Origin of the sequence: Blastopirellula marina DSM 3645 (assembly GCF_000153105.1) — a bacterium.
Taxonomy (GTDB): domain Bacteria; phylum Planctomycetota; class Planctomycetia; order Pirellulales; family Pirellulaceae; genus Blastopirellula; species Blastopirellula marina.
Map to the genome: position 1 here is coordinate 2,494,072 of NZ_CH672376.1, position 23,148 is coordinate 2,517,219.

The 23,148-nt window shown below is 56.1% G+C and carries 24 protein-coding genes; 11 read left to right on the forward strand and 13 right to left on the reverse strand.

Annotated elements, in window-relative coordinates; translation table 11 throughout:
* Positions 1 to 3: 3 nt before the first annotated feature.
* Both DSM3645_RS28180 and DSM3645_RS12105 read right to left on the reverse strand, forming a co-directional pair.
* On the reverse strand, positions 4 to 3,855 hold the full coding sequence (locus tag DSM3645_RS28180) for a serine/threonine-protein kinase (protein WP_002652463.1): 3,852 nt from the start codon (positions 3,853 to 3,855) through the stop codon (positions 4 to 6).
* A gap of 211 nt (positions 3,856 to 4,066) precedes the next feature.
* Positions 4,067 to 4,639, reverse strand: coding sequence for a sigma-70 family RNA polymerase sigma factor (locus DSM3645_RS12105; protein ID WP_002652464.1), 573 nt, complete (start codon positions 4,637 to 4,639; stop codon positions 4,067 to 4,069).
* 280 nt (positions 4,640 to 4,919) lie between these two features.
* Here DSM3645_RS12105 and DSM3645_RS12110 point away from each other — a divergent pair, with 280 nt between their 5' ends.
* The 4 genes from DSM3645_RS12110 to DSM3645_RS12125 all read left to right on the forward strand — a co-directional run bounded on the left by DSM3645_RS12110 (position 4,920) and on the right by DSM3645_RS12125 (position 7,882).
* A complete protein-coding gene (locus DSM3645_RS12110; RefSeq protein ID WP_002652465.1) occupies positions 4,920 to 5,534 on the forward strand; it encodes a flavin reductase family protein in 615 nt (204 codons plus the stop codon).
* A 317-nt stretch (positions 5,535 to 5,851) separates the two neighbouring features.
* Positions 5,852 to 6,889 carry a DUF1559 domain-containing protein gene (locus tag DSM3645_RS12115; RefSeq protein ID WP_002652466.1) on the forward strand — a complete coding sequence of 346 codons (1,038 nt, stop codon included), beginning with the start codon at positions 5,852 to 5,854 and terminating at the stop codon, positions 6,887 to 6,889.
* On the forward strand, positions 6,886 to 7,335 hold the full coding sequence (locus DSM3645_RS12120) for a hypothetical protein (RefSeq protein WP_040351803.1): 450 nt from the start codon (positions 6,886 to 6,888) through the stop codon (positions 7,333 to 7,335). Before DSM3645_RS12115 ends, DSM3645_RS12120 begins: the two co-directional genes overlap by 4 nt.
* Before the next feature lie 196 nt (positions 7,336 to 7,531).
* Positions 7,532 to 7,882 carry a HEAT repeat domain-containing protein gene (locus DSM3645_RS12125; RefSeq protein WP_002652467.1) on the forward strand — a complete coding sequence of 117 codons (351 nt, stop codon included), beginning with the start codon at positions 7,532 to 7,534 and terminating at the stop codon, positions 7,880 to 7,882.
* A 244-nt stretch (positions 7,883 to 8,126) separates the two neighbouring features.
* Here DSM3645_RS12125 and DSM3645_RS12130 read toward each other — a convergent pair whose 3' ends face one another.
* The 5 genes from DSM3645_RS12130 to DSM3645_RS12150 form a co-directional block, all read right to left on the reverse strand.
* Positions 8,127 to 8,324 carry a hypothetical protein gene (locus tag DSM3645_RS12130; protein WP_131282487.1) on the reverse strand — a complete coding sequence of 66 codons (198 nt, stop codon included), beginning with the start codon at positions 8,322 to 8,324 and terminating at the stop codon, positions 8,127 to 8,129.
* Between the two features lie 66 nt (positions 8,325 to 8,390).
* Positions 8,391 to 8,708, reverse strand: a complete 318-nt coding sequence (locus DSM3645_RS12135; RefSeq protein WP_002652470.1) for a hypothetical protein — start codon at positions 8,706 to 8,708, stop codon at positions 8,391 to 8,393.
* Positions 8,709 to 8,746: 38 nt separating this feature from the next.
* A complete protein-coding gene (locus DSM3645_RS12140) occupies positions 8,747 to 9,145 on the reverse strand; it encodes a hypothetical protein (RefSeq protein ID WP_002652471.1) in 399 nt (132 codons plus the stop codon).
* Positions 9,146 to 9,230: 85 nt separating this feature from the next.
* On the reverse strand, positions 9,231 to 9,671 hold the full coding sequence (locus DSM3645_RS12145; protein WP_050769359.1) for a carboxypeptidase-like regulatory domain-containing protein: 441 nt from the start codon (positions 9,669 to 9,671) through the stop codon (positions 9,231 to 9,233).
* A gap of 22 nt (positions 9,672 to 9,693) precedes the next feature.
* Complete coding sequence (locus tag DSM3645_RS12150) at positions 9,694 to 10,728, reverse strand: DUF1559 family PulG-like putative transporter (protein WP_002652473.1); 1,035 nt, start codon at positions 10,726 to 10,728, stop codon at positions 9,694 to 9,696.
* A 238-nt stretch (positions 10,729 to 10,966) separates the two neighbouring features.
* Here DSM3645_RS12150 and xseA point away from each other — a divergent pair, with 238 nt between their 5' ends.
* From xseA to DSM3645_RS12175, 5 genes are all read left to right on the forward strand, one after another.
* Entirely contained in the window at positions 10,967 to 12,220 is a 1,254-nt protein-coding gene (gene xseA / locus DSM3645_RS12155; protein WP_002652474.1) for an exodeoxyribonuclease VII large subunit, read from the forward strand.
* Positions 12,220 to 12,579: an exodeoxyribonuclease VII small subunit gene (xseB, locus tag DSM3645_RS29415; protein WP_002652475.1), complete on the forward strand. Its 360-nt coding sequence runs from the start codon at positions 12,220 to 12,222 to the stop codon at positions 12,577 to 12,579. The genes xseA and xseB overlap by 1 nt, the downstream gene beginning before the upstream one ends.
* An 82-nt stretch (positions 12,580 to 12,661) precedes the next feature.
* Positions 12,662 to 13,558 (forward strand): polyprenyl synthetase family protein, encoded by an 897-nt coding sequence (locus DSM3645_RS12165; RefSeq protein ID WP_002652476.1) that lies wholly within the window; start codon positions 12,662 to 12,664, stop codon positions 13,556 to 13,558.
* Positions 13,559 to 13,563: 5 nt separating this feature from the next.
* Positions 13,564 to 15,483: a 1-deoxy-D-xylulose-5-phosphate synthase gene (dxs, locus tag DSM3645_RS12170; RefSeq protein WP_002652477.1), complete on the forward strand. Its 1,920-nt coding sequence runs from the start codon at positions 13,564 to 13,566 to the stop codon at positions 15,481 to 15,483.
* 181 nt (positions 15,484 to 15,664) lie between these two features.
* Complete coding sequence (locus tag DSM3645_RS12175) at positions 15,665 to 16,537, forward strand: hypothetical protein (protein WP_131282490.1); 873 nt, start codon at positions 15,665 to 15,667, stop codon at positions 16,535 to 16,537.
* 180 nt (positions 16,538 to 16,717) lie between these two features.
* Here the strand turns inward: DSM3645_RS12175 and DSM3645_RS28185 are convergent, their stop codons facing one another.
* Positions 16,718 to 17,116, reverse strand: coding sequence for a carboxypeptidase regulatory-like domain-containing protein (locus DSM3645_RS28185; protein ID WP_131282493.1), 399 nt, complete (start codon positions 17,114 to 17,116; stop codon positions 16,718 to 16,720).
* Between the two features lie 95 nt (positions 17,117 to 17,211).
* Positions 17,212 to 18,144, reverse strand: coding sequence for a DUF1559 domain-containing protein (locus DSM3645_RS28190; protein WP_002652480.1), 933 nt, complete (start codon positions 18,142 to 18,144; stop codon positions 17,212 to 17,214).
* A 428-nt stretch (positions 18,145 to 18,572) separates the two neighbouring features.
* On the opposite strand from DSM3645_RS28190, the gene DSM3645_RS12195 reads away from it, so the two are divergent.
* Together DSM3645_RS12195 and DSM3645_RS12200 are read left to right on the forward strand one after the other, a co-directional pair.
* Positions 18,573 to 19,469, forward strand: a complete 897-nt coding sequence (locus DSM3645_RS12195; RefSeq protein WP_050769360.1) for an NAD(+)/NADH kinase — start codon at positions 18,573 to 18,575, stop codon at positions 19,467 to 19,469.
* Between the two features lie 41 nt (positions 19,470 to 19,510).
* A complete protein-coding gene (locus tag DSM3645_RS12200) occupies positions 19,511 to 20,401 on the forward strand; it encodes a DUF6263 family protein (protein WP_131282496.1) in 891 nt (296 codons plus the stop codon).
* Positions 20,402 to 20,502: 101 nt separating this feature from the next.
* On the opposite strand, the gene DSM3645_RS12205 is transcribed toward DSM3645_RS12200, so the two are convergent.
* From DSM3645_RS12205 to DSM3645_RS12220, 4 genes are read right to left on the reverse strand one after another with little or no spacing between them, the layout of a single operon-like run.
* Positions 20,503 to 20,763 carry a hypothetical protein gene (locus tag DSM3645_RS12205; RefSeq protein WP_002652483.1) on the reverse strand — a complete coding sequence of 87 codons (261 nt, stop codon included), beginning with the start codon at positions 20,761 to 20,763 and terminating at the stop codon, positions 20,503 to 20,505.
* Positions 20,764 to 21,360: an RDD family protein gene (locus tag DSM3645_RS12210; protein WP_002652484.1), complete on the reverse strand. Its 597-nt coding sequence runs from the start codon at positions 21,358 to 21,360 to the stop codon at positions 20,764 to 20,766.
* Complete coding sequence (locus DSM3645_RS12215) at positions 21,361 to 21,906, reverse strand: RDD family protein (RefSeq protein ID WP_002652485.1); 546 nt, start codon at positions 21,904 to 21,906, stop codon at positions 21,361 to 21,363.
* 59 nt (positions 21,907 to 21,965) lie between these two features.
* Positions 21,966 to 23,144: a class I SAM-dependent methyltransferase gene (locus DSM3645_RS12220; RefSeq protein WP_002652486.1), complete on the reverse strand. Its 1,179-nt coding sequence runs from the start codon at positions 23,142 to 23,144 to the stop codon at positions 21,966 to 21,968.
* Positions 23,145 to 23,148 lie beyond the last annotated feature (4 nt).

Sequence of the window (23,148 nt, forward strand, 5' to 3'; positions counted from 1 at the left end):
CGCCTATTTTGAAGCGACGTCGTCCCAGACAACGGTGCAATACGGAAGTGATTTCTTCAATTCGTCAACGCCGGCCGCAGTGACGCGGGTCTTCGAGATCTCCACTTGTTTGAGCTTCTGACATGACTTGAAGCGGAGCAAGCCAAAATCACGGACTTTCGTGTTTTGGAGTTGGAGAATTTCCAAGTCGCGGCAGTCGTAGAAATAGGCCAAGCCTTCGTCCGTAATATTTGTATCCTGCAAAGATAACTGCTGGAGTGCGTTGCAATTTTGAAATGCGGCGAGCCCTTTGTCTCCAATCTTCGTAGAGGCAAAATTCAAGTAAGTCAGACTTTCAGCATTCGTAAAATCAGAGAGCCATTCGTCCTGAACCGGCGTCGCACCGAGGTTAACAAAGGTGAGGGGAAGCTCCGCAATGGGACGTAATTCTTCACGAGTAAACTTAACGCCCATCAGACTAATTTTTTCCAAATTCTTGCAGTTCGCTAGAAGCGGCAATCCCGCACTGACATACGGGCTGTAGTTACAGTTGAGTTCTTTCAAGTCTTTGCAATTTTTGAAATAGGCTAAACCACGACCCGTTACGTTGGGCGTGAAACGCATCGTCAGTGAAACAATGTCTTTACAGTTGGCGAAAACAGCCAATCCATCGTCTGTCGCCTTCTTGCACAAATTAAAGTTGACATGCGTGAGTCGAAAGGGAGCGGGGGGAAGCTCGGTTGCCGAGTGGATATCGGTTCCACCGCCATTGAGCCGGACAATTCCTCCGATGGATAAGACATATTTAGCGGCGAGATTGTCCGAATTTTTTTCTTCTGGCGATTCAGTTTTGGCGTCTCCATCCCAAGTGATTTTGCAATTGGGAAGTGCTGCTCTCAGTTCTTCAACTGCCGCGGCGGTTACGTTGGTCGTCGCTAGGCTTAGTTCTTCCAACTTGGAACAATGTTTAAAAGGGAGCACGCCGGCGTCCGTCACTGAAGTTTGACGAAGTCGGATAGACTTCAACTCGCGGCAATCGTGAAAGTAGGCAAGTCCCACGTCGGTTATCTTTGTGTGTTCCAGGTGTAAGTTCACGATTTTTTTACTGTTTTGAAATGCCGCCAGACCTTCGTCACCGATCTGAGTGAAACTAAAACCAAGGTCGGTAAAAGCTTCGGGATGCGTCAAGTGAGTAAGCCATTCGTCTTTGACGGGTGTATAAGACAATAGGACCCCTTGGAGTTTGCAATCCGCGAACGCGAGAAAGTCCTCGCGGGTGATTGGGGTCGCCCAAAGCATTAGATTTGTTACTTTGTCGCACTCGGATAAATGAGACAGACCCGAGCCAATATTGTCGCAATGAGGGAGTGCGAGAACTTTAAGATTTCGGCATCGCCGGAAATGCTTTAATCCGTCTGCAGAAATGGTCGGCACAGCCCAGAGCGTGAGCGCTTCGATGTCCTGGCAATCCGCGAAAACGGCGAACTCTTCATTGGTGCACTCGATTGCCTGATTAAAGAATACCGACTTTAGTTTTACTGGAGGTGATGGCAGGATGGTCGTCGATCCGTATTCCTCCTCGTGACCACTTAAGCCAACGCGTCCCCCTCTGGATCGCACATACTGCGCCGCAAGGTAGTCCGGGTTATCTTTGCCGGGAAAGCTTGTCCGCGCGGCGTCATTCGGTAGGATCATGAACTCGATGTCTTTAAAGATCGCTCTGGCTCCGTCCCTGTGAGCATAAACTCCTGGTATGAACTTTTCGTCGGCGTCGTGTGGGAGATCGAACTCGAGGAATTGCTTTCCTTCCAGATACGTAGTGATTTTGTGATCGATGGAGGCGACGACAAATTCGAAGGTCTCCGGCAGACGGAAGGGGAGAGTGCCTGCGATAAGGTCCTTCCATTTCTTGTCCTCCGTCTTGCCAAGGCCAAGGAATCTTCCTGCTCCATTCTCACAATTCCAATAACAGAGATAAGACGGACCGGGTTGTTCGACGATTAAGCCGCAGTGACTCGGACCCCCTTGATACTGAACGCGAACCCGAAAAATGAACTGTTTGGCGCTCACGGCGGGGAAGAAGAACGACGTCAAATGGCAATCCAAGCCGCCATCGTGAAAAGTCGCTTTTGACGTTTTTCCATACGCCTCCAACTCCTCCACACGACGCTCGAATTCTTCTTTATCCTGGATCAGGCTCACCCACTTGCCGGTGGCGAAGTTTGCGTAGTCATCGGTCTTCCAATTTCCCGAATCGCTTGCGTATTGGATGGGAGCATCCTCCGTAGATGCAAGATTGGCAGCAGGCTCCGACATCGCAGCGATGCTCGGCTCGGCGCTCACGCGTACGATTTGCCGCCCTTCCCTGGTGACTCGGACCAATTGCTGCCGGATCACCTTGCCATCTTTGCTGGCCTGCACGTTGTATTGTCCCGGCTTCAAGCGGATTTCTTTCGCGCCGGCGCCGGTGATGACCAGATCTTCGCCGTCAATGGTGACGCTGACGGCAGGATCATCGACTTCGACGACCAGCGTCCCAGCGGGCGAGAAAAGTTGGATCACAGTGCTGCCGACTTGCGTCACGCCGGAAGCTTCGGTCGCGCCCAGGCTCACCAGCAGGATCAGCAGCACGACGGCGACGGCTTGTTGGTAGCGTGTTGGCCTCGCGAGACTGCGATTGCTAACGGACGGCGGCGCACAATTTTTCGGGGTCTGTTTGTGGGGGGGCGGCTGACGCTTCATGAGCATCGCAAGAACCTCTTCCGGCAATTTCACGTGACCCTGTCGTTCTAGTTGAGACTGACAATTCGCGAGCAGGTCGTGAACCTCCTGGGCCGTGTGGAAACGATCGCCCGGTCGTTTTGCATGGAGTTTGGCGATGATTGCGATGAGCCACTGCGGCACTTGGGAAAGGATATCGTCGATCCGACGCGGCTCGTCTTCGATCACGCGGATCATCACGGCGACGGTCGACGCAGCACGAAACGGGGGACGGCCGCTGCAGATCGCATAGAGGACGCTGCCGAGACTGAACAGATCCGAACGATGATCCAACTTGAATCCCATCGCCTGCTCCGGCGACATGTACAGCGGCGTTCCGGTGATCACGCCGCTTTGGGTCATACTGGCGTCGTCGACCGAGCGGGCCAGGCCAAAATCGGTGATCTTCAGGCGATCGCTTCCTCCTTCGATCAGCAGGTTGCTCGGCTTGATGTCCCGGTGAATCAAGCCTTGGGCGTGAGCAGCCGCCAGACCGCTGGCGATTTGCAGGCCGATCTTCAGCACCTCCGACGCTTCAATCGGTCCAGTCCGATCCAGTCGTTGCTGTAATGTCTCGCCATCGATGTATTCCATAACGAGGAAAGGAAGCGGCTGCTCCTCCACCGCATAGATGTTGACGACGTTGTCATGTCGAATCGCCGCAGTGGCGCGGGCCTCGCGAAGAAATCGCTGCCGAGCCGGCGAAGTTGCGGCTAATTCCGGGGCCATGACCTTGATCGCAACAATCCGCTCTAACTTCTCGTCGAATGCTTTCAGAACAATTCCGCAGCCGCCGCGACCAATCATTTCGCGAATCTCGTAATGCTTGAGCCGACCAAGCGAGTTGGGAACGGACGAAGGTTCCAGAAACGATAGTTCGATATCTTGTTGTTCCTCGAGACGCAGACCGCTGGTCGCCTCCAAAGGGCGATCATGCGCCATCTGCTTGAGGATCGGCACATCAAGAAACAGGTCGGATTGCTCATGCTCGTCGAGGAGTGCGTCGACCTGCTTGCGTAACGAAGGATCGTTCGCACAAGCCTGGTCCAAGTAAATCGCTCGTGCTTGAAAGTCGGCGATCTCGAGTGCGGCGAGAAAGATGGATTGTTCGTCCATAGGCCCTTCGCATATCTGAGACGATATGTCTAGCAATAATTGGTTGCAATATGACTTTCTCAGCGATCGCACCGCACGGCTTACGCCAGTGTAGAGGATCACGCCGCCAAAAAGATATCTAAAAAGCGGCGAAGCGATTTCCGGCCAACGCGATCGAACATTGCGTCATGTTCTTCAGTGCGTAGAACGGCTGGGAGAGACGCCAAGCTTTTTAAGAATTGTCGTTACTGCCGCGAATTTCCCGTCGCAACCAGGCTTTCGAATAAGCCCATAAGCGGTCCGCCGAACGCGTCGAGATACCCATTGCTTCTGCGGCTTGAGAACGTGTAAGGCCAGAAAAATAAACAAGTTGCACTAACTCGGCGGCCTGCGGCTTGATGTCGGAAAGCTTGTAGAGGGCCTCGTCTAAAGCGAGCAGATCTTCTACCGGTTCCGGCAGCGTCCAAGACATCTCGTCGTAGAGATCGTGTCGAACCGCGCCGCCTCCTCGTTTCCGACTCTTCTTGCGTCGCGCATTATCCACCAGGATGCGGCGAATCGCGAGCGCGGCGGCCCCAAAAAAGTGCCCCTTATTTTTCCATACCGGTTCCCCGTTATGGCCCACCAAGCGAAGGTAGGCTTCATTCACCAGCGCCGTCGCTTGAAGCGTCTGGCCTGGCTGTTCTCTGGCCAGATAAGCGGCTGCAAGCTTTCGTAACTCGTCATAGACCAGCGGCATCAATCGCTCCGCCGCCTGCGGATCGTCTGGATCGATCGAGTTCATGATCTCGGTAAAATCGCTCATCCGCGCCTATCGCGTTTAGATTTCTACTGCGATGGATTGAGAGGCTATTGTAACCGCTCGAATCGATGCTCGCAGCAAAACCTGGTCGTCAATGCAACTGCCGTGCGGATTGTCAATCAACCAATTTTGACGCATCGGATGATCCGTCCGGACTGGGTGAAAATTCACTCCGTCATCGTTAGACCAAAGGCATGATAGCTCATGCCGGGGATATTCGGCTTGGAAGGAATAATGTAGTTTGCGCAGGAGTGACCCGTTGACCCGCCGAGGAAAATCATTGATGAGCGACTACTACTATTACGAGCCGCAGCACGGACATGGCTTGCCGCACAACCCGTTGAACGCGATCATCGCGCCGCGGCCGATTGGTTGGATCTCAAGCATCGACGCCGAAGGAAAGGTGAACCTAGCGCCGTACAGTTTCTTCAACGCGTTCTGCTACGAACCGCCGATCATCGGCTTCTCGAGCGGCGGCCCGAAGGATAGCCAGCAGAACATCGCGGCGACCGGGGAGTTCGTCTTTAACTTGGTCACCAAAAAGCACGCCGCTGCCATGAACGAAACTTCGTTTCCGTTTGAGCATGGAATCAACGAGTTCGAGCAGGCCGGCCTAACCATGACCTCATCACGCTTGGTCCGACCGCCGCGCGTCACCGATACGCCGGTCGCATTCGAATGCAAGCTGTTGCAGATGCTGCCGCTGAAAGATTTGGATGGCAAAGCAACGCCCAACACGGTGATCTTTGGCCAGGTCGTCGCCGTTCACATCGACAAGGCGTTCTTGAAAGAGGGCCTGTTTGACATCGTCGCGGCGGGAACGGTGGGACGCTGTGGGTATTTGGCCGATTATGTGGAGGTGAAGGAACTATTTCAGATGGCGCGGCCAGGGGAGTAATCGGCGACACATCGTTGTCTTGGCGCCTTTTTCTTCAATCGCGATCGGCCTGCTGCAACTCTCTTTACTTGGCCGTTTGACGAGACAATGGATCCGAAAAAATGCATTCTGGATCGTGTTACCAAGCACTGGGGGAAATGATCTTCCCTTAGGGGGTTCTTAGCAAATAATCCCCCCCATCTACTAGACGCAACTGTAAATGGCCATAAAATATCGGAACGCCCTTGCCACGCTGATGGCTGTATAGTTCATGGCCGTGATGGTGGTTGGCATTCTTTTCTCAACTCTTCGTTTTTTATCAAGAGGGGTCTTGTCTGATGGTCGGTTTACCTCCCAATTCTCGCACGCGCAGCGGTTTCACCTTGGTGGAACTGTTGGTGGTGATCGCCATTATCGGCGTTCTAATCGCGTTATTGCTTCCAGCGGTGCAGCAAGCGAGGGAAGCTGCTCGCAGGATGCGGTGCACCAATAATCTGAAGCAAATCGGGCTCGCGATCCATAACTTCCATGATACTTATAGCGGGCTTCCGCCGTGTGTTACCGGCGCAAAAGGGATGACGCTATGGGCCGTTCTGCTTCCCTACTTGGAGCAAGGGAATATCGCGGATCAACTCGATATGGAGGCCTCTAGCTACAAACGATCTAACTTTACGGATGTAGCAGGCGGGATAAGCGCTGAGTTTGAAGCGGCGACCGTTTCCAATAACAGCGTCCTCAAAGCGGCCGTCATCGAGGGGTACCTATGCCCAACACGACGCTCAGCCGGCAATGGTTTCACGAGCAACGGTTACGTCGCAGGCGACTATGCGATCATCATGGCAGGGACAGGCGAGAAGTGGCGAATGTGGGTCGATCCTACCTCCACCAAACAGCGTCAAGGACTGCGAGTCGCAAGAACGACTAGTAATGCGAACGTAAGCGGCAGCGGGACCGACCCGAATGCCGGCTGGCGTCCCCGCGACACCTTTGCTTGGCTCCGCGACGGCACCAGCAATACGGTGCTCATTGGGGAAAAGCATATCACGCCGGTCGAACTCGGCACGGCAGGTTCTCAATACCACAAGCTAAATGGCCGTGATGGGTGGCCCTACTGGAACGCCGCTGCCGGACCAAGCAGCTATGGCGAATATTGGATCGCCGGTTCTGTCGACGCACCTGGCGGCATCGCCCCTTCGCCTCAATGGGGAGAAGAAGAGTTGGCGGACGATGTTTCCGCTTTGGGGAGTTGGCATCCCGGTACTTGTAATTTTGTGTTTGGCGATGGATCCGTGAAGGGAATTGCCGCTACGGTCAACGCCGACATCCTTCTTGCCCTTGGCTATGCCGGAGATGGAGAGGCAGTGACTTTACCATGATAAAATTTCAAGATCAGACGCAGCTTCAAAGATTCAAAGTTGTCTTCGCCGCGCTGTTGGCAATTCCCCTTGTCGGCAGCCTTGGGTGCGGCGGCAGAGCTACCGACCAGGTCACGGGAACCGTCCATTTTGCGGACGGCTCTCCACTGACGGCCGGTACCCTCATGCTTTATGGAGGAGAAGATCCCACCGTGCAACCGCGAGGATTGATCAAGTCGGACGGCACCTTCGAGCTGACCACTTTCGGAAACGAAGATGGCGCACCGCGCGGGACGTACCGTGTGGCGATTGTCAACGCGAAGTCGGCTCCGCCGGCGGATTGGGGAGAACGCCCCTTCAATCGGCAGCTGTTAATCCATTCCAAGTATGAGAAACCGGAGACCTCCGGACTCGAATTCAAAATCCCCGACAACACCCACTGGGATATCACCGTCGAAAAGCCGTAAAGGCGGCGACGGTTGAGCAAACCACGAAAAGGGCCGACATCCTGTCGGCCCTTTTTTTATCGTCGTCGCGCCGGCACGGTGGGCGCTGCGGGCGCCCAGCGGATGAGGTGGAAGTGAAGGAGTTGTTACTGATGAAGCGCCCTGGGGAGAGTGAATGACCAGGAAAATAAGGAGGCGGCAAACAGGGTCTCAAGCGATGAATCCAACCGAATTTGCACAAGCGATTCAAATGCTGCGTAGCGAGGATCCCATGACGTATGAAGAAGGATATCACTGGCTTCAAGGGGACAATCTAATTCAGCACATCGACGAGATTGTCGTGCTGCTGCAGGCCGAGACGGATCCTCCGACGCGAGCCAAGTTCGTCGAGCTGCTCGGAGACGCGGACTTGGCTCAATACGTGCCGCGACTGGTCCAGGAACTTTCCCACGACTGCCGAGAAGTGCGATTTTGGGCCTACAATCAGCTTTCCCTTTCAGAGCATTTGATCGCGAGAGAACAGGCGGACGCCTATCGTTTGACCCATCCCGGCGAAGACTTTTTTTAGGCCGGGTGACGTTGCTAAGGAAGACGGAGCAACGGCGCCTGGGATGCTGTGCCTAATACCGACATAAAGTTGTGTCTGCTTTGCTCCAGGGCATCACATCGCTACCGCAAAACTTTTGCTGACGCGTTGATAACCAAAACGAAAAGAAACGGCATTGAATGGAGTCGAGATCGTCTCGAACCACAAACTTCGGTTCAGAGAGGCGATCAGTGTCGATTTCCAGAAACGTCATGGACTGGATCGTCTAGCACATTCTGGGAAAAAGCGGCCAAGCCCCCGCGAATGACAGGCAAAGCTTGGCGTTCATGTCTTCCATGTCTTCGCGATAGAGCGTGTAAACGGACATCTCTCCGAAACGCTGAAATTCCTGCAGGGCAATTTCACATCCCGCCAGATCGTTTGATATCTCGACTCCCGTTGGCAGTTGCAGCGGAAACGACATTTTGATTCCATCTGCCGTCATTGAAATACCTTTGAAAAAGTCTCGGTTGTGCAGCTTTCGCTCTGCTCAAGATAAGTCAGGATTGTCGCAGTCGTTAAAAAATTCGCATTTCACGGTATACGTCATCGCTCTTTCTTCAGGCATCTTGACGAGTATGCCGGCTTCAAAAAGTTCGCCTAAAATGCGGTGCGCCGATGGTCTACTGGAATCCGGTGCTTCCCAAAATCGTAATATGCCTTCCGCATTTACCACGGTATCGAGTTCGATCCAATCCATTGATTTTACGAAGCGATCCCGCGGAGCGCGGAATGAACGATTGTTTGCCTCGAGCCATGCAATGTAGCGCAGTCTTACTTGTTCCAAATCGATCTTCTGGTTTTCCATGAAATTGGCCCGGTTGCTGGATGGGAATACCAGAGGGATCAAAAGACTGATTGGTTAGCGATCTCTAAAACAAGTGAAGTACAAAATGAAATGTCCACGCTCAAAGCGACCGCTATTCCCAGGGAGCTCTCTTCTTTGCGACGGGCCGCAAGCTGTCCGATAACGCATCCGACGATGATCCCGGTCCATGTGGGCCAGTGTCGCCCGATAACATGCGTCAATAGTTCATCGACTTCATAAGCTGCCCAAGCGTTCGGTCTTCCGGTCATTGTCGGCGCTGCCACGATCGCGGCAAATGCGGCGGTCGTCACCAATACGAAGAACTCTCGCTTCTTGGTGGAAAGGACGAAACCGATCACCGCTACTACCGCGCAGGAGAGGAAGAGGCCGTCCCCCTGCATGGCGATTTGACCGAGTTTCGCCAAGAGATCCGCCATCGATACCGCCTTGGGCGAGTAAGACAAATCCGGCCCTTCGACTCCGTTCAGTCACGCACAATCGTGGCCCCAGCGCCTGTGCTTCTTACTTGGATTTCAGGTCGAAGTTGATTTCGTTTCGTTTGTCTTCGACAGTCGCCGTCAATTCGGTTTTGCGATTGTAGCGGGCCGGCAGCATTTCCATATCGGCTTCGCTCACTCCGGCGAACTCTCCTCGCTTACCGGTTGAGGGTTTGTTCTTGGTGATGAAGACCCGGTTCTCGCCTAATTTGGCGCCACCGCGTCGCGCGGCGTAGTAAAGCTCGTACTTGCCGTACTCGTCCGTGAAGCCGCTTCCCGAACTTCCCGTCCCTGGGGGAACGAAGGAAATTTGCGCATCCGGCAGCGGTTGCCCATCCAGCGTCACCGTTCCTGAAACGGGTTTATATTCAGGGTCAATCTGATCGCCGCCGCATCCCCAGGTGAGGACCAGCAGCAGTCCCATCGTCGGCCAGCATCCCCGCCAACATCGATAAAGAATCCGCATGAAGTTTTCTCTCGGCTGTTGGTTAGGGCATCGTGACAGGCTGACCATCCGCGCGGTGCAAGAGATAGTCGAATACGCACTCACCCCCAAACGCCGGCCACGTTTGGACTTTATGCTCGATTGTCTCCGGCAGGAATCTTACCGAACCATCTCCCAGGGCGAAGTTGGCGCCGCCGGGGTGTTGGCTGCTAAACGAGCGTCGCGAATAGTCGTAGGTCGCGCCGGTCGCTTCGTTGATACGTGCGCGAGCGCTCGCCAGGGCGCCTGTGTGTACCCAGTTCGCGGTCGAATCTGCAGATTGGTCATAGAGGGAGCTTGCCCCTGCCCACGTCGCTGCGCCGGCCACGACTTGCGTGCCGTTGTTTGCGTTCAGGACCCAGGCGCGTTCGCCAAAGAAGATCGTGTTCGAGAGCCCGTCCACGATATCGGCGAACCGCAGCGGCGGGTGTTTGAGGTACGAATATTCTCCAACCGGAACCAACGGTCCGGTGCCGTAATTACGGTCCCAACGCGGTAGATTGCGGTGCCCTGAGTTGCCGACGTAAGAACTGGATGCGGCCGGCACGCCGACGCCGCCTGTAACGGGGAGCAATCCGCGAATGTTCTCGCTATCTTCGTCGCAGCCCACATTCAAGTCGGGCATGGTCGAGCTGGGACAGCGATAACCGGTGATCGGCGTCTGAATCACGGCCAGTTTGTTTGCGTCATTGATCGCCGCTCGTAAGTGATTGGCGGTATCCTGCAAATCATTGAGTTCCAGTTGCTCGTACATCGCGTTCTGTTCGATGAAGGGAAGCAGAAACGCTCCCCAGCCCCAATGCGCCGACAAATCAGATATTCCAGTCCCATCGCCGCGCTGGGTTCCCTGCACGATATTGCCGTAGGTGCTTTCAAAGTTGTGCGTCGCCAACATGATCTGCTTCAAATTGTTAGTGCACTGCATCCGCCGGGCCGCCTCGCGCGCTTGTTGCACCGCCGGCAACAACAAAGCGATCAAAACGCCGATGATCGCAATCACGACCAACAATTCAACCAGAGTGAAACCCCTGCGAGACATGATGGATTTTTCCTGAAGGGAGTGGAAATCGGGGTAATCGCCAAGTGGCGGGGCGATCCAGGCCTGTATGTATGTTACCAGATAAATCCTGTTTGTAATTAGACTTGGCGCCGCAATGGCGCCGCGCAGCCTTCTGGCGGCGACGCGGCCGCCTGCTGATCTGATTCGCAAGATCTGTTACCCTAGCCGTTTACGAATTTCTTCCCTTACAAGCCCCTATTCCACCCAAACGCGCCGCATGGATGTTGACGTTCCCTCGTGGGAAGCCGCTGGAGAGAAGCCGCCGGTTTTGACCGTGGCGCAGCTGACGGCGCTGATTAAAGGGACGCTGGAGACGGCGTTTCCGGCGGTTTGGGTCAGCGGTGAGATCTCGAATCTGGCGCAGCCGCGGTCTGGGCATATCTATCTGACCCTCAAGGATGACGCGGCCCAGATTCGCGCGGTGATGTGGAAAGGGACGGCGTCGAAGCTCAACTTTGATCTGGAAGATGGGCAGCAGGTGATCTGCCGCGGCGATTTGGACGTTTACGCGCCGCGCGGCAGTTATCAACTGGTGATCCGCCAGATCGAGCCGCAAGGAGTCGGCGCGTTACAGCTGGCCCTGCAAAAGCTGCAGCAGAAGTTGGCGGCTGAAGGGTTGTTTGATCCTGGATTAAAGCGTCCCCTGCCCCGCTTTCCGCGGCGGATTGTGGTGGTGACCAGTCCAACCGGCGCGGCGATCCGTGACTTTCTCGAAGTATTGCGCCGGCGATGGCGCGGCGCCGATGTGCTGGTGATCCCGACACGCGTGCAAGGCGCTGGAGCCGCGGCCGAAATTGCCGCCGCGATCAAGAAGGCGGCCAAGCTGCGTCCCCGGGCCGATGTGTTGGTCGCGACCCGCGGCGGCGGCAGCATGGAAGATCTGTGGTGCTTTAATGAAGAGCCGGTGGTTCGCGCGATTGCCGAGTGCGAGATTCCGGTGATCTCGGCCGTGGGGCACGAGATTGACGTGACGCTGAGCGACCTAGCGGCCGACGTGCGCGCGCTGACTCCCAGCGAAGCGGCCGAGCTATGCGTTCCTTCGCAAAGCGAAGTGAGCGAGGCGCTCGACAACTATCGCGTGCGGCTCTCGCAGTCGCTGCGGCAACGCGCCCAAATGGCGCGGCGCCGGTTGGATGCGTTGGCCGAACGACGGGCCTTTATTAGGCCGTTCTCGCTCGTCCATGATGCGCAGCGCTTGTTGGATGGTTGGGACGAACGATTGTTGGCGGCGATGCGGCGGCAGTTGCAAGTGAATCAGCAGCGAGTTCGCCAGACGACGGCGCGGCTTGAGGCGCTTTCGCCGTTGGCGGTGTTGGCTCGCGGGTACAGCGTCACCCGCAACTTGGATGGCGGCGTACTTAAGAAGGCCGAAGATGTCGCGGTGGGCGACGAAATTGAAACCATCTTGCCCTCGGGGCGACTGACCAGTCGCGTCGAGTCGGTTGATTCTGAGCAGAAGAAAGCAGAGTAATGGCGAAAAAGAAGACGAGCGGTGATGCGGCCGATGCGCCCGCGTTTGAAGAAGAACTGGCGACGCTAGAAACGTTGGTTCGCCGACTGGAGTCTGGCGAAGCGGGACTGGAAGAGTCGCTGAAGCTGTATGAACAGGGAGTCGGCAAGCTGAAATCTTGCTACGGCTTACTCCAACGGGCCGAACGCAAGATCGAGGTCCTCTCTGGTTTTAATGCCGACGGAGAGCCGGTGACCGACGATTTTGACGAAGGGGAGACGACTTTGGCCGAAAAGGCGGAGTCGCGGACCAAGCGTCGCGGCGGCAAGGCCCGCACCGATGAGGGAGACGAGATAGACGAAGGGCCCAGACTTTTTTAAGATACCTTTATCGCTTTGAACGAAATGGTTTACGGCGTGATGACGCACTTCACGCCCCTCCAGATGAGTACGATTGCCTGACATGACGTCTGCCTCGCTCGCTACGCTGCATGAATACTCGGACACCTTGCGAGATGAGGTCGATCAGGCTCTCAATGTCTATAGCAGTTTTGGCGAGGGCTGCCCGGATCGCCTGCAAGAGGCGATTCGCTATAGCCTTTTGGCGCCCGGCAAGCGATTACGGCCTTTGCTAACGTTAATGGCCGCCGAGACTTGCGGTTCTGATAGAACGCAGGCAATGCCGTCTGCTTGTGCGGTTGAAATGATCCATGCCTATTCGCTGATCCACGACGATTTGCCGGCGATGGACGACGACGATCTGCGTCGCGGTCGGCCGACCTGTCACAAGGCGTTTGACGAAGCGACCGCGATTTTGGCGGGTGACGCCTTATTGGCGCGAGCCTTAGAGATCGTCGCGGATGGTTACCAAGATCCCCTCGTCGCGGCTCGATCTTGCCGAGAATTGGCGAAAGCGGCCGGAGCCACAGCCCTGGTGGGTGGTCAGGCGGACGATTTAAACGAACAATTTGGAAGCGGCGACGTGGAAATGCTGAAAGCGATCCACCGCCGCAAGACGGGCGCGATGATTTGCGTCTCGCTACGGTTGGGCGCGATCGCCGCTGGAGCCGATGACCAACAGGTCGCCCAATTAAACTTGTATGGAGAGCAAATCGGTCTGGCTTTTCAGATTGTGGATGATTTGCTCGACTATGCAGGGGACGAAGCGGCGCTGGGAAAACGCGTTGGCAAAGACGCCGAACGTGGAAAATTGACCTACCCCGGACTGATCGGCGTCGCAGAAAGCCGCCGCCAGGCCGAATCGCTGATAGCGGGAGCCAAGCAATCGCTGGCCGATTTTGGCGAGCGAGCCAACCACTTGGAAGCGTTGGCGCAGTACATCCTGGAAAGGAACCACTAAACGAGATGCACCAGATCCTTTCAAAAATCGAATCGCCCGCTGATCTCAGCAATCTCTCCAACGAACAATTGGAGCAGCTTGCTGCCGAGATCCGGGACGTGCTCTGCAGTTTAGTGGCCACCCGCACGGCCCACTTTGCGTCGAACCTAGGCGTGGTCGAACTGTCGATCGCGCTGCATCGCACGTTTGACTTCAGCCGCGATCGTCTCATCTGGGACACCGGGCACCAAATTTACCCGCATAAGTTGCTGACCGGACGCTATGACGAGTTCGGCACGATCCGGACCACCGGCGGATTGATGGGCTATCCCAATCCGGCCGAAAGCGACTACGACCTGTTTGTGACCGGCCACGCCGGATCAAGCGTCTCGACGATGCTTGGTCTGCGCAGCGGCGACGACTTGCAAGGTGAGAAAGATCGTCACGCCGTTGCGGTGATCGGCGACGGAGCGTTTCCCTCGGGCATCGTCTTTGAAGCGCTGAACAACGCCGGCGGCATGAACGCCAACTTGCTAGTCGTGTTGAATGACAACAAGATGTCGATCTGCCCGCGCGTCGGCGGCGTGGCCGACTACTTTGACCGGCTGCGGATGAATCCGTTCTATACCGGCGTCAAGAGCGAAGTGCTCAAGATCCTGAATCATGTTCCGCTGCTGGGCGATCCGACCGAACGGCTGTTGGCCCAGTGCAAAGAAGCGGTCAAAGCCGGACTGCATGGCGGCATGTTGTTCGAAGAACTTGGCTTCAGCTACATTGGCCCGATCGATGGCCACAACATCGGGTTGCTGCGTAAGTACATGGAGATGGTCAAAACCTTGCCCGGTCCGGTGCTGTTGCACGTGGTGACCGAAAAGGGGCACGGCTATCAACCGGCTGCAGCCGATCCGGTTTTCTTTCATACGCCGCCGGCGTTTATCGATGACAACGGCACCGTGGTGCCGAAGAAGTCGGGCGGCGCCAAAGCGTACACCAACTACGCGCGCGACGCGATTGCCGAGCAGATGCGCAAATGCGACAAGGTGACCGTCATGACCGCGGCGATGTGCCAAGGAACGAAGATGGAGCCGGTTCGCGATGAGTTCCCGCATCGCTTTTTTGATACCGGCATTTGCGAATCGCACGCCGTCGCGTTCGCAGCCGGACAAGCGAAGACCGGGCTGCGTCCGATCGTCAACATTTACAGCACCTTCCTACAGCGCAGTTTCGATCAGATCTTCCAAGAGGTCGCGCTGCAAGACTTGCCGGTCGTCTTTACGATGGACCGCGCCGGTCTGACGGCCGCCGATGGTCCGACGCATCACGGCTCGTACGACATCGGCTACATGCGGTTGTTCCCCAACATGATCGTCATGGCGCCGGGCGACGCCGAAGAAGTAGGCGAGATGCTCGACTTCGCGCTGCTGCAAGATCATCCGTCGGCGATCCGCTATCCAAAAGCCAACGCCGAAACGGTCGAGCGCAATCGCACGCCGATAGGGTTGGGCAAAGCCGAAGTCATGTCGACCGGCGCCGATGGCGCCGTCATCTGTTACGGCGCCCAACTAGCCGACGCCCAGCGCGCCGTCGAAACGCTAAAGAGCGAAGGGCTGAACGTCGGGCTGATCAACGCTCGCTTCTGCAAACCGATCGATCGCGAGACGATTGTCGGCGCCGTGAAGACCTCGCCGTTTGTGGTGACCGTCGAAGAAGGCGCATTGATGACCGGCTTCGGCAGCGCCGTGCTGGAAGCGTGCGCCGATGAAGGCGTTGACGCGAGCCGCGTCAAACGACTCGGCATCCCCGACACGTTCATCGATCACGGCGAACGCGAAGAACGTTTGGCCGAAATCTTTTTGACCGCCGAAGGGATCGCCCAGGTTTGCCGCGAGATGGCGGCGAAGATCAGTTCGCTGCATGGGGACGATTCGCTGACGGCGGGGTCGTAATTGCTGCACAGTGCTGTAATCGGTGTACAGTGTCCCCCTGAAGCCAACGGATGCGAAAATCGCAACACTACACCACTAGCCCGCGCAGCGCCAGCGAGGTGCGAATCAGTCTTGAAATCGACATTCCAAATAAGAGCTGCGACCTATGGGAACCTGGGGACCGGGGCTGTACGCCAATGACATGGCGCGGGATCTAAAACCGATGGTCAGGGCGATTGCAAAAATCCCCGTGGAGCCGGCGCGCGTTGTAGAGTTGGCTTGCGAAATGTATCCAGAAGCCTCCCTGGATCCAAACGATGAGGGACATACGACATTTTGGCTGGTGCTGGCCGACCAATTGTACAACTGGCGCGTCGATGCGCGTGAAGCCTTTGAGCGAGCGATCGCGATCGTTGATTCAGGTGTCGATATTCAGCTGCCGTTGCATCAGGAAATGGGCCCGGCGGACGTGCGCAAGCGGGAGAAATCTCTGCAAAAACTGCGTGAGAAGTTGGTGCAGCCTATCGACGGAGTACGAAAGACCCTGGCGGCGCCTGAGAAGTTGACGATGGAGTTGGGCGACATCATCGTATTTCCATTGGCGAAAGGGATGATTGTCGTGCCTGGGAAGGACGCTATGGGGACGCTTAATCCTTATTGGAGCCGAGCTCTTACAGCTCGTTTCGGAAAACAAGAACAGCAGGACTGGGGCGCCGCGGTCCTTGTAAAATGTGAATTGATCTTTGGCTTCCTTGCGTCTTATTGTCCGATCATCCTGGACCGACGTCTCTACCTGGACGAAAAACCTACGAGAGAGATGCTTCTTGCGCACCAGGGTTGGGATTTGACGATGCCTGGAACTTGTTCTTCCGCGCACTTTAAACGGTTGCAAATCGAAAAGGTGGGCCGCATCAAGATCGATCCAGATGTCATTGAGCAGAAGTTTCCCTCGATGTACGGCCTCCGCAATGCCGCGGTGAAAGATATTTCGATCTGCGAATCACTCTACATTGGACGTCGCAAGCCGCACAATTTTGAGTCAATCCAATCCCTGTCGGAGATCACTTTGAGCTAAGTGGGCATTGCTAACGCCTCCTGAGCTGTGAAAAGAGGCGGACCGCGAGCTGGTGTCAGATCGTGTCGGCGGATCCCCTTTCTCTTTCCGCAAAAAAATAAGACGCTCGCACAGTCAGCGACCCAGAGCACCGCCGACTTTATTTTAGAAATTTTCGAACTGGTTGGAAGATCGTCGCCGTTATTTGGCCCGATCGACTTGAAAGTCGATCGAGTTTGTCCCGTCGACCACTTCCGCTTGCAACTGCGATTGGCCGATGACGCCGTATTTGCTGGCGATCGCCGACTGTCCGCCGTAGCTGGAGCTGCCGGTAATCGTCACGTTGTATTTGCCTTGCGGTGCGCCATCCGACTCACCGAAGGTTCCTAGCTCGTAAGTTCCATCTTTTTGTAAATAGCCAATCGAGCTGGAGTTGCCTTCGACGGCGGCGAAGACGATCGTTCCGCCGGAAACGGGCGATCCGTCTTCAAAAGTGACGGTCCCCTGGACCTGGGACATCCCCCCATCGCCAAAGCATCCACCAAGGCAAGGCGCAAGCAGCGAAACCAGCAGAGCGTATCGTAAATTGGATTGAGACATGAGTTGTCACCTGATGTTCACGTGGAGTGCAAGTCATCATCGCCGGCGGTCGCGTTTCGTCCGCCAGCGATCATGGGAAACTGCCGCTGCGAAGCTTATTGGTCGTAGTTGTTCACACGACCGTCGCGGCGGTCAGCCATCAGCAGAGTAAACTCAGGGTTGACGTTCACGGCGACATTTTTGACGCTGCCGTCGCCCATCAGCATCTGGCTGATGCCGGGGTGAAGACTGCCAAAGCTCTTGCGATAATTGGTGTTATCATCGGTGATATCGGGACCACGCATCATGGGGAACTTCGCGTTGCGTATGATCATCCAGGTCTTCCAGTCGTCGACGTGCCAATAGTACAACGTTCCGTCGCCGGCGTTGGCGTGAGCGTTGATCCGGCTGACCGGCACGTACTTCTCTCCAAGCACGGATGTGTTCGACAAGCCGTCCGTAATGCTGGCGAACGACGTTTGCGATCTCCAACCCACAAAGCGACCGCTGCCGTCCTCGGCTCCGCCTTTGGCCAAGATCATCGTGCTGTAGTGACGGCTGGGCGTCGCATTATCGCCGTCCAGACGATCACAATCGTCGCTGCTTTCTCGGTTGCCGGTGATCGCATAGTCGGTCGCGGCGCCCAACACCGAAATCGACGTCCCGCTACGACGGCTAGGGCACAGCAGCCCGGGGACCGCGGCCGCATCGGAGTTGATAAACGTGTAGTTGTCGCCGGTCGTCATCTTCTGCGTCAGATCGATCTGATCCACGATATTCTGCTGTTCCATGTACGGCATGATCAGCGGGTAAAAACTGGCGTACTCATTGCCCAACGCAGCCGGCGGCAAATAGCCGAACGTGTCATGAAAATTGTGGATCGTCAAACCCAACTGCTTCAGATTATTGCTGCATTGCATCCGCCGAGCCGCTTCGCGCGCTTGTTGCACGGCCGGCAATAACAAAGCAATCAAAACGCCGATAATGGCGATCACGACCAACAGTTCAACCAGGGTAAAACCTTGGTGGGAGCGAGCACGAAGTTTCATGGGACCAGCTCTCATGGAATGGGAGAATGAGAAGAACGACGAGAGAATATTCACTGTTAATCGAAAACAGCGTGGGAAGGTATTCTATTGACTGGGATGCTTGCTTAAAAGGTGGAAAAGGGTCTCTTAGGCCTAATTTACGGGGTTCACTTGCGTCGTTCTCAATTCGGATGTGTTTTCTTGCGATTAGATGGTCATTCCTACTACGGAAGGTGTTGTTGGGATGATTACAGCGACTTGTGCGATGGAGAAATTTGACAACCAAGCGGCGCGAATTAGTTCAATTCAATGGAGTTATTCGACTTCGATTTAGTTGTTGGAATCGGCTAGTGTTCAGGTTGTTGGGAATCTCCGGCCGTCATTCGACATTCGTCATTCCCCACATTTCCCGGCTTGTTTCTCCTTTTCCGGCAGCGGAAGATAGCCGTATGCCAAATCTCCAACCACCATTGCCGGGGAAGCCAAGCTGGCTTTCGTCTCCTCAGAAGCCGCGGGTGATGCTGATCGGCGCCGGCGATCGTGAGCACGTGCGCGAAGAAGCGGTCCGGTTGCAGCAGATCATTCCGCAGTATGCCGAGCTGGTCCACGTTGATCTTGACTGGAAGTCCGAACTCTCGGAGATCGACGCCGATTTCGCGATTGTGCTCGGCGGCGACGGGTCGCTGTTGGCGGCGGCGCGCAGCATGGGGCATCGTCAGGTGCCGGTGGCCGGCGTAAATATGGGTAAACTTGGTTTTCTGGCGGAGTTTTCGCCGGAAGAGATGTGCGCCGAATTGCCCAACATTTGTCGCGGCGACTGCTTTGTGATCGAGCATATGATGTTCCGGTGCCGCGTATTTGAGGGAGAGGACCTCATCGGCGAGGCGATCGGGCTGAACGAGGCGGCGATTTTGGGCGGGCCGCCGTTTCAGATCCAAACGATCGATCTTTACGTTGACTCAAAATTGGCGACCACCTATAACTGCGACGGTTTGATCGTCAGCACCCCGGTTGGGTCGACCGCCCATAACCTGTCGGCTGGCGGGCCGATCTTGCGAGCCGACTTGCACGCGTTTGTCGTTTCGCCGATTAGTCCCCATACGTTGACGGTCCGCCCGGTGGTGGATACGGCCGAGCGAACCTACGAGATTCGCGTGACCGGCGCCGAAGCGAACCTGTCGGTCGTGGTCGATGGCCGTGTACTGGCGCGGCTGACTCCCGAACTGCGAGTCGTGGTCGATCGAGCCGAACAGCGATTTAAACGAATCGCGATTGCAAGTCACAATTACTATCGAACCCTCCGCGAGAAGTTAGGTTGGGGAGGGAGAATCGATAACGGCCGCTAGTCGGTCGTTCCCGCAGCAGATTCAACGCAAGGATGCCCGAGATGACGCGAAATGGATTTTTCGGTCTGGTTCTTACTGCAACTTTGGCGACGTTCGCGATCGCCGACGAAAAGTACGACCTGAAGTACAAATATGCCGAAGGAGACGTTCTGCGCAGCAAGGTGACTCACCTGGTGAATGTGCAGACCAAGATCCAAGGCAATCAGCAAACCGCCCAGTCGCGGACCGCGTCAACCAAAAACTGGAAGGTCGAAAAGATCGACGACGATGGCAACATCACGCTGGTCCACTCGATCGAAGACCTGAACATGTGGAACAAGGTGACCGATCGACCAGAGCAGGTTTACGACAGCGCCTCGCAAGATCCCCCCTCCCCCATCTTTGAACGGGCCGCCAAATCGGTCGGGGTGCCGCTCTCGCGATTTACGATCAGCAAGAATGGCCTGTTGGTCGAACGCGAAGAACTGCAAGAAAGCGCCACCGCCCCGTTTAACCAGGTGACCGTCGTGTTGCCGGAAGAGCCGGTCGAAATCGGCGCCAAATGGGATTCGCCGACCGACGTGCAGATTCGGACCTCGAAGCAACAACTGAAGAAGGTGAAGACGCGGCAGCTATTCACCCTAGAGGCGGTCTCCAACGGCGTCGCGACGATCGACATGAAGACGCAGATCTTGACCCCGATCGAGAACCCAGAAATCAAGGTCGAGCTGATTCAGCAGTTGGCCAACGGCAAGATCAAGTTTGACATCGACAAGGGGCGCATCATTCGCCAAGACCTGGAGATGGACGAAACCGTCATCGGCTTCCAAGGGGAAGCGAGCATGATGAAGTTCTTGGGCCGCATGCAGGAAGAACTGCTGACCGAACAAGTTCGCACGGCCGAAGCGCCGACTCCGGCGAAGCCGAAGCATGAGAAATCGGTCTTGGAATAGTTGGGTTCCGAAGAACGAATGTCGAATTCCCGGGGGCGTGTCTACGCTCCCTTTTTTTATGAGTAAACCTCTTGTCGCTTTGTGCTTCGATTCGGTGCGCACTAGCGCGCCATGACCATCGGCACGAGAAACTCCTTCTCGGGTGCGACGCGGATTTCAATCGGCCCGATAAGAGCGTAGAAGATACTGATTGGTATCGCCAACGCGACAAGGATCAGCAGATCCAAAGACGCGGCGCCCAAGCGTAACCAGCGGGACGGCAGGTCTTCGGTTTGTGGCCGCGCGTAGACCGGCGTTGCTTGAACCAAGTCCGAGTCGTCCGCTGGCGATGTAAACGCGTTTTGCGGCTCAGGTTCGCTCATCTAGGCCTTCACCACAATCGTGCCGGCGAAGTAGTCATGCAGGCAGCGTTTTTCTTTTGTCAGGAGAAATGCCGGGTCCAGCAGAATCGAGGAAAAGCTGAGTCGGACGAAAAACCAAAGGCCGAACATCGGGATCTGGAGAGAGAAAATCTGAGCATAGTAGAAGCACAGCCAAGGAAAGTAGCGGACGAAAACGAGCCGCATAAAGCCAGCGGGTTGGCCATTGCGGCGAATGATCTTTATTCCCATCGCCGCTTTGCCCACGGTTTGGCTGCGTGTTGCGACCAAGTAGCCTTCGACCAGCAAATAGAAAAAGAGCGTGGTGAAAATAGCTGTTCCCACGAAGAGCCAGTCTGAATACCAAGTTTCGATCACGTTCCCAGTCTCGTCGAAAGGCAAGAATGCCGCTTCGACAGTCGGCAGCAAAAAGCCGCCGACAAACATTGCAGGCAGATCGACAATCATAAAATCAATGATCGCCGCCGACAAACGAATCTGGCGTGTCGGCAGATCGCTTAATTGCGCCGCCAGCGGATCTTCATTCCGCGAATCGGTTGCCGGCGATGCGAACGGGTTTTGCGGTTCTGGCTCGTTCATCTAGGCTTTCACCACAATCGTTCCCGCGATGTAATCGTGCATGCAGCGTTTTTCGGCGTTAAAGATCATCAAGATGTCCACCAGCGAAAAGATGATGCCGATGTACGGAATCTGTCCGAGCAGCGTCATCGGCGTATAACGGAGCAACATGAGATGGCCGAGCGTCGTTAGCTCTTGGTCTTCGTACCGAACAATCTTGATACCGCAGGCATACTTGCCGACGGTTTGCCCAGAATGAGCGAGCATGTAGCCGTTCACCAGCAAATACGCCGTTACGCCGATCACAAAGCCGATGATGCTGCTGAGGATCTGAATCAACCATGGGCTCAAATCTCCCAAACTGCCGAGGACAAAGATCATGACCAGTGCGGCAGGCATGCAAATGACCAGCAGGATGATTGAGTCAATTAGCGCTGCACCAAGTCGGAGCCAGCGCGACGGCAGCTCGTCATGGTGGACCGCTTTCGGCATCTGCGAGACGACGGTCATCGGCTCGGTGATCTGCGGCGACGCAAATGGATTATCTTCTTGCTCGAAGTCGGGCATCAGCGCGTCGGAGCTCCGTGGACCACCTTCTATCCGTAAGTCCCAAAGTATAGCCAGACTCAAACGCGGTCGCAAAGAATAGCTCGATTGCCGCTGGCAGTCGGCGTTAGGATAATGGTCGCCACAGCGTCGCCCGAAAGCTTTAACTTTTTCAGAAACGCTTCGGGGCGAATGTCGAGCCCGCGGACTTTCAATTCGACGCGTCCGATCCCCTGCTCTCGCAGCTTTTTGGTGAGCGATTTGCGATCGATCGGCATTTGCTCACGCACGCGGAATTGGGAGACGAGCGAAGTTGCCAGCGGCGCGTCTCCGGTCAGGTAGACGCTTCGCGGCAATAGGCGTCCCAGTTGATGCTTGGCCGCGAAGTGGTCGACCAGTTCCGCCGCGAGCAGTGCTGGGCCCGGCTCCATTACATACGCGCCGACCTCCGCGGCGACTTGCAACGCTGTTTCGTCAGACGCGACAAAACTGTGCGCGACGCCGTCTCGATCGACATGCGTCGCGCGGCGTGAGCCTGGCTGTGGAGTCATGTCGCCAAACCAGGCGACCAACTGCCGGCACTCGCGGCGACTGCTGATCCACTCAAGTTCGGCCGCGGCGAGCCAGGCTTCGGGCGCGTGCGTCGCCGGCGCCAACTTGATCGCGGCGTTGGGGTTTTTCTGCAGCATGCCGACCAGTTGCTCGGTCGAGGGAGAAAACGAATCCAGCTGCGTGGTCCTTCGGTCGGTCGCGCGGCGATCAGGATCGCAGTGCCAAGCGTCATAAGCGGCTAGATCAACAGCGGCCGCATCGGCGCATGCGGATGTGATGGGCTGGCCATACGCGGCGCAATTGGCTTGGGCCAACAAGGCTAACTGTGGCGATTGATCGACTCCCGTCGCGGTTCGCCCCGTGGCCAACGCCAACAGATCGCCGCCTACGCCGCAGCAGAGATCGGCGATTTGCTGGGGCGCAGCGAAACGCTGCGCTTTGTACCGCGCGAGAACTTCGTCCGTCGCTTGTTCGAGCCCAACCCGCGTAAAAAACATCTCGTCGGCTCGGGAGAACTTCACGCCGCCGCGCTGACGAAGCTCGAGCTGTTCGGCGATCAGCGTGGCGCGCTCGGGGCCAAGTTCGCGGCGCAGTTGCGACAACTGCGGCAGCGATAGTTCCGGCTTGGGAAAGGTCGCAAAGATCTCGGCCGCCTCTTCACGGACGAGCCAGTGAAGATCATCGATTTCAGCAGATTCGGCGGACATGACG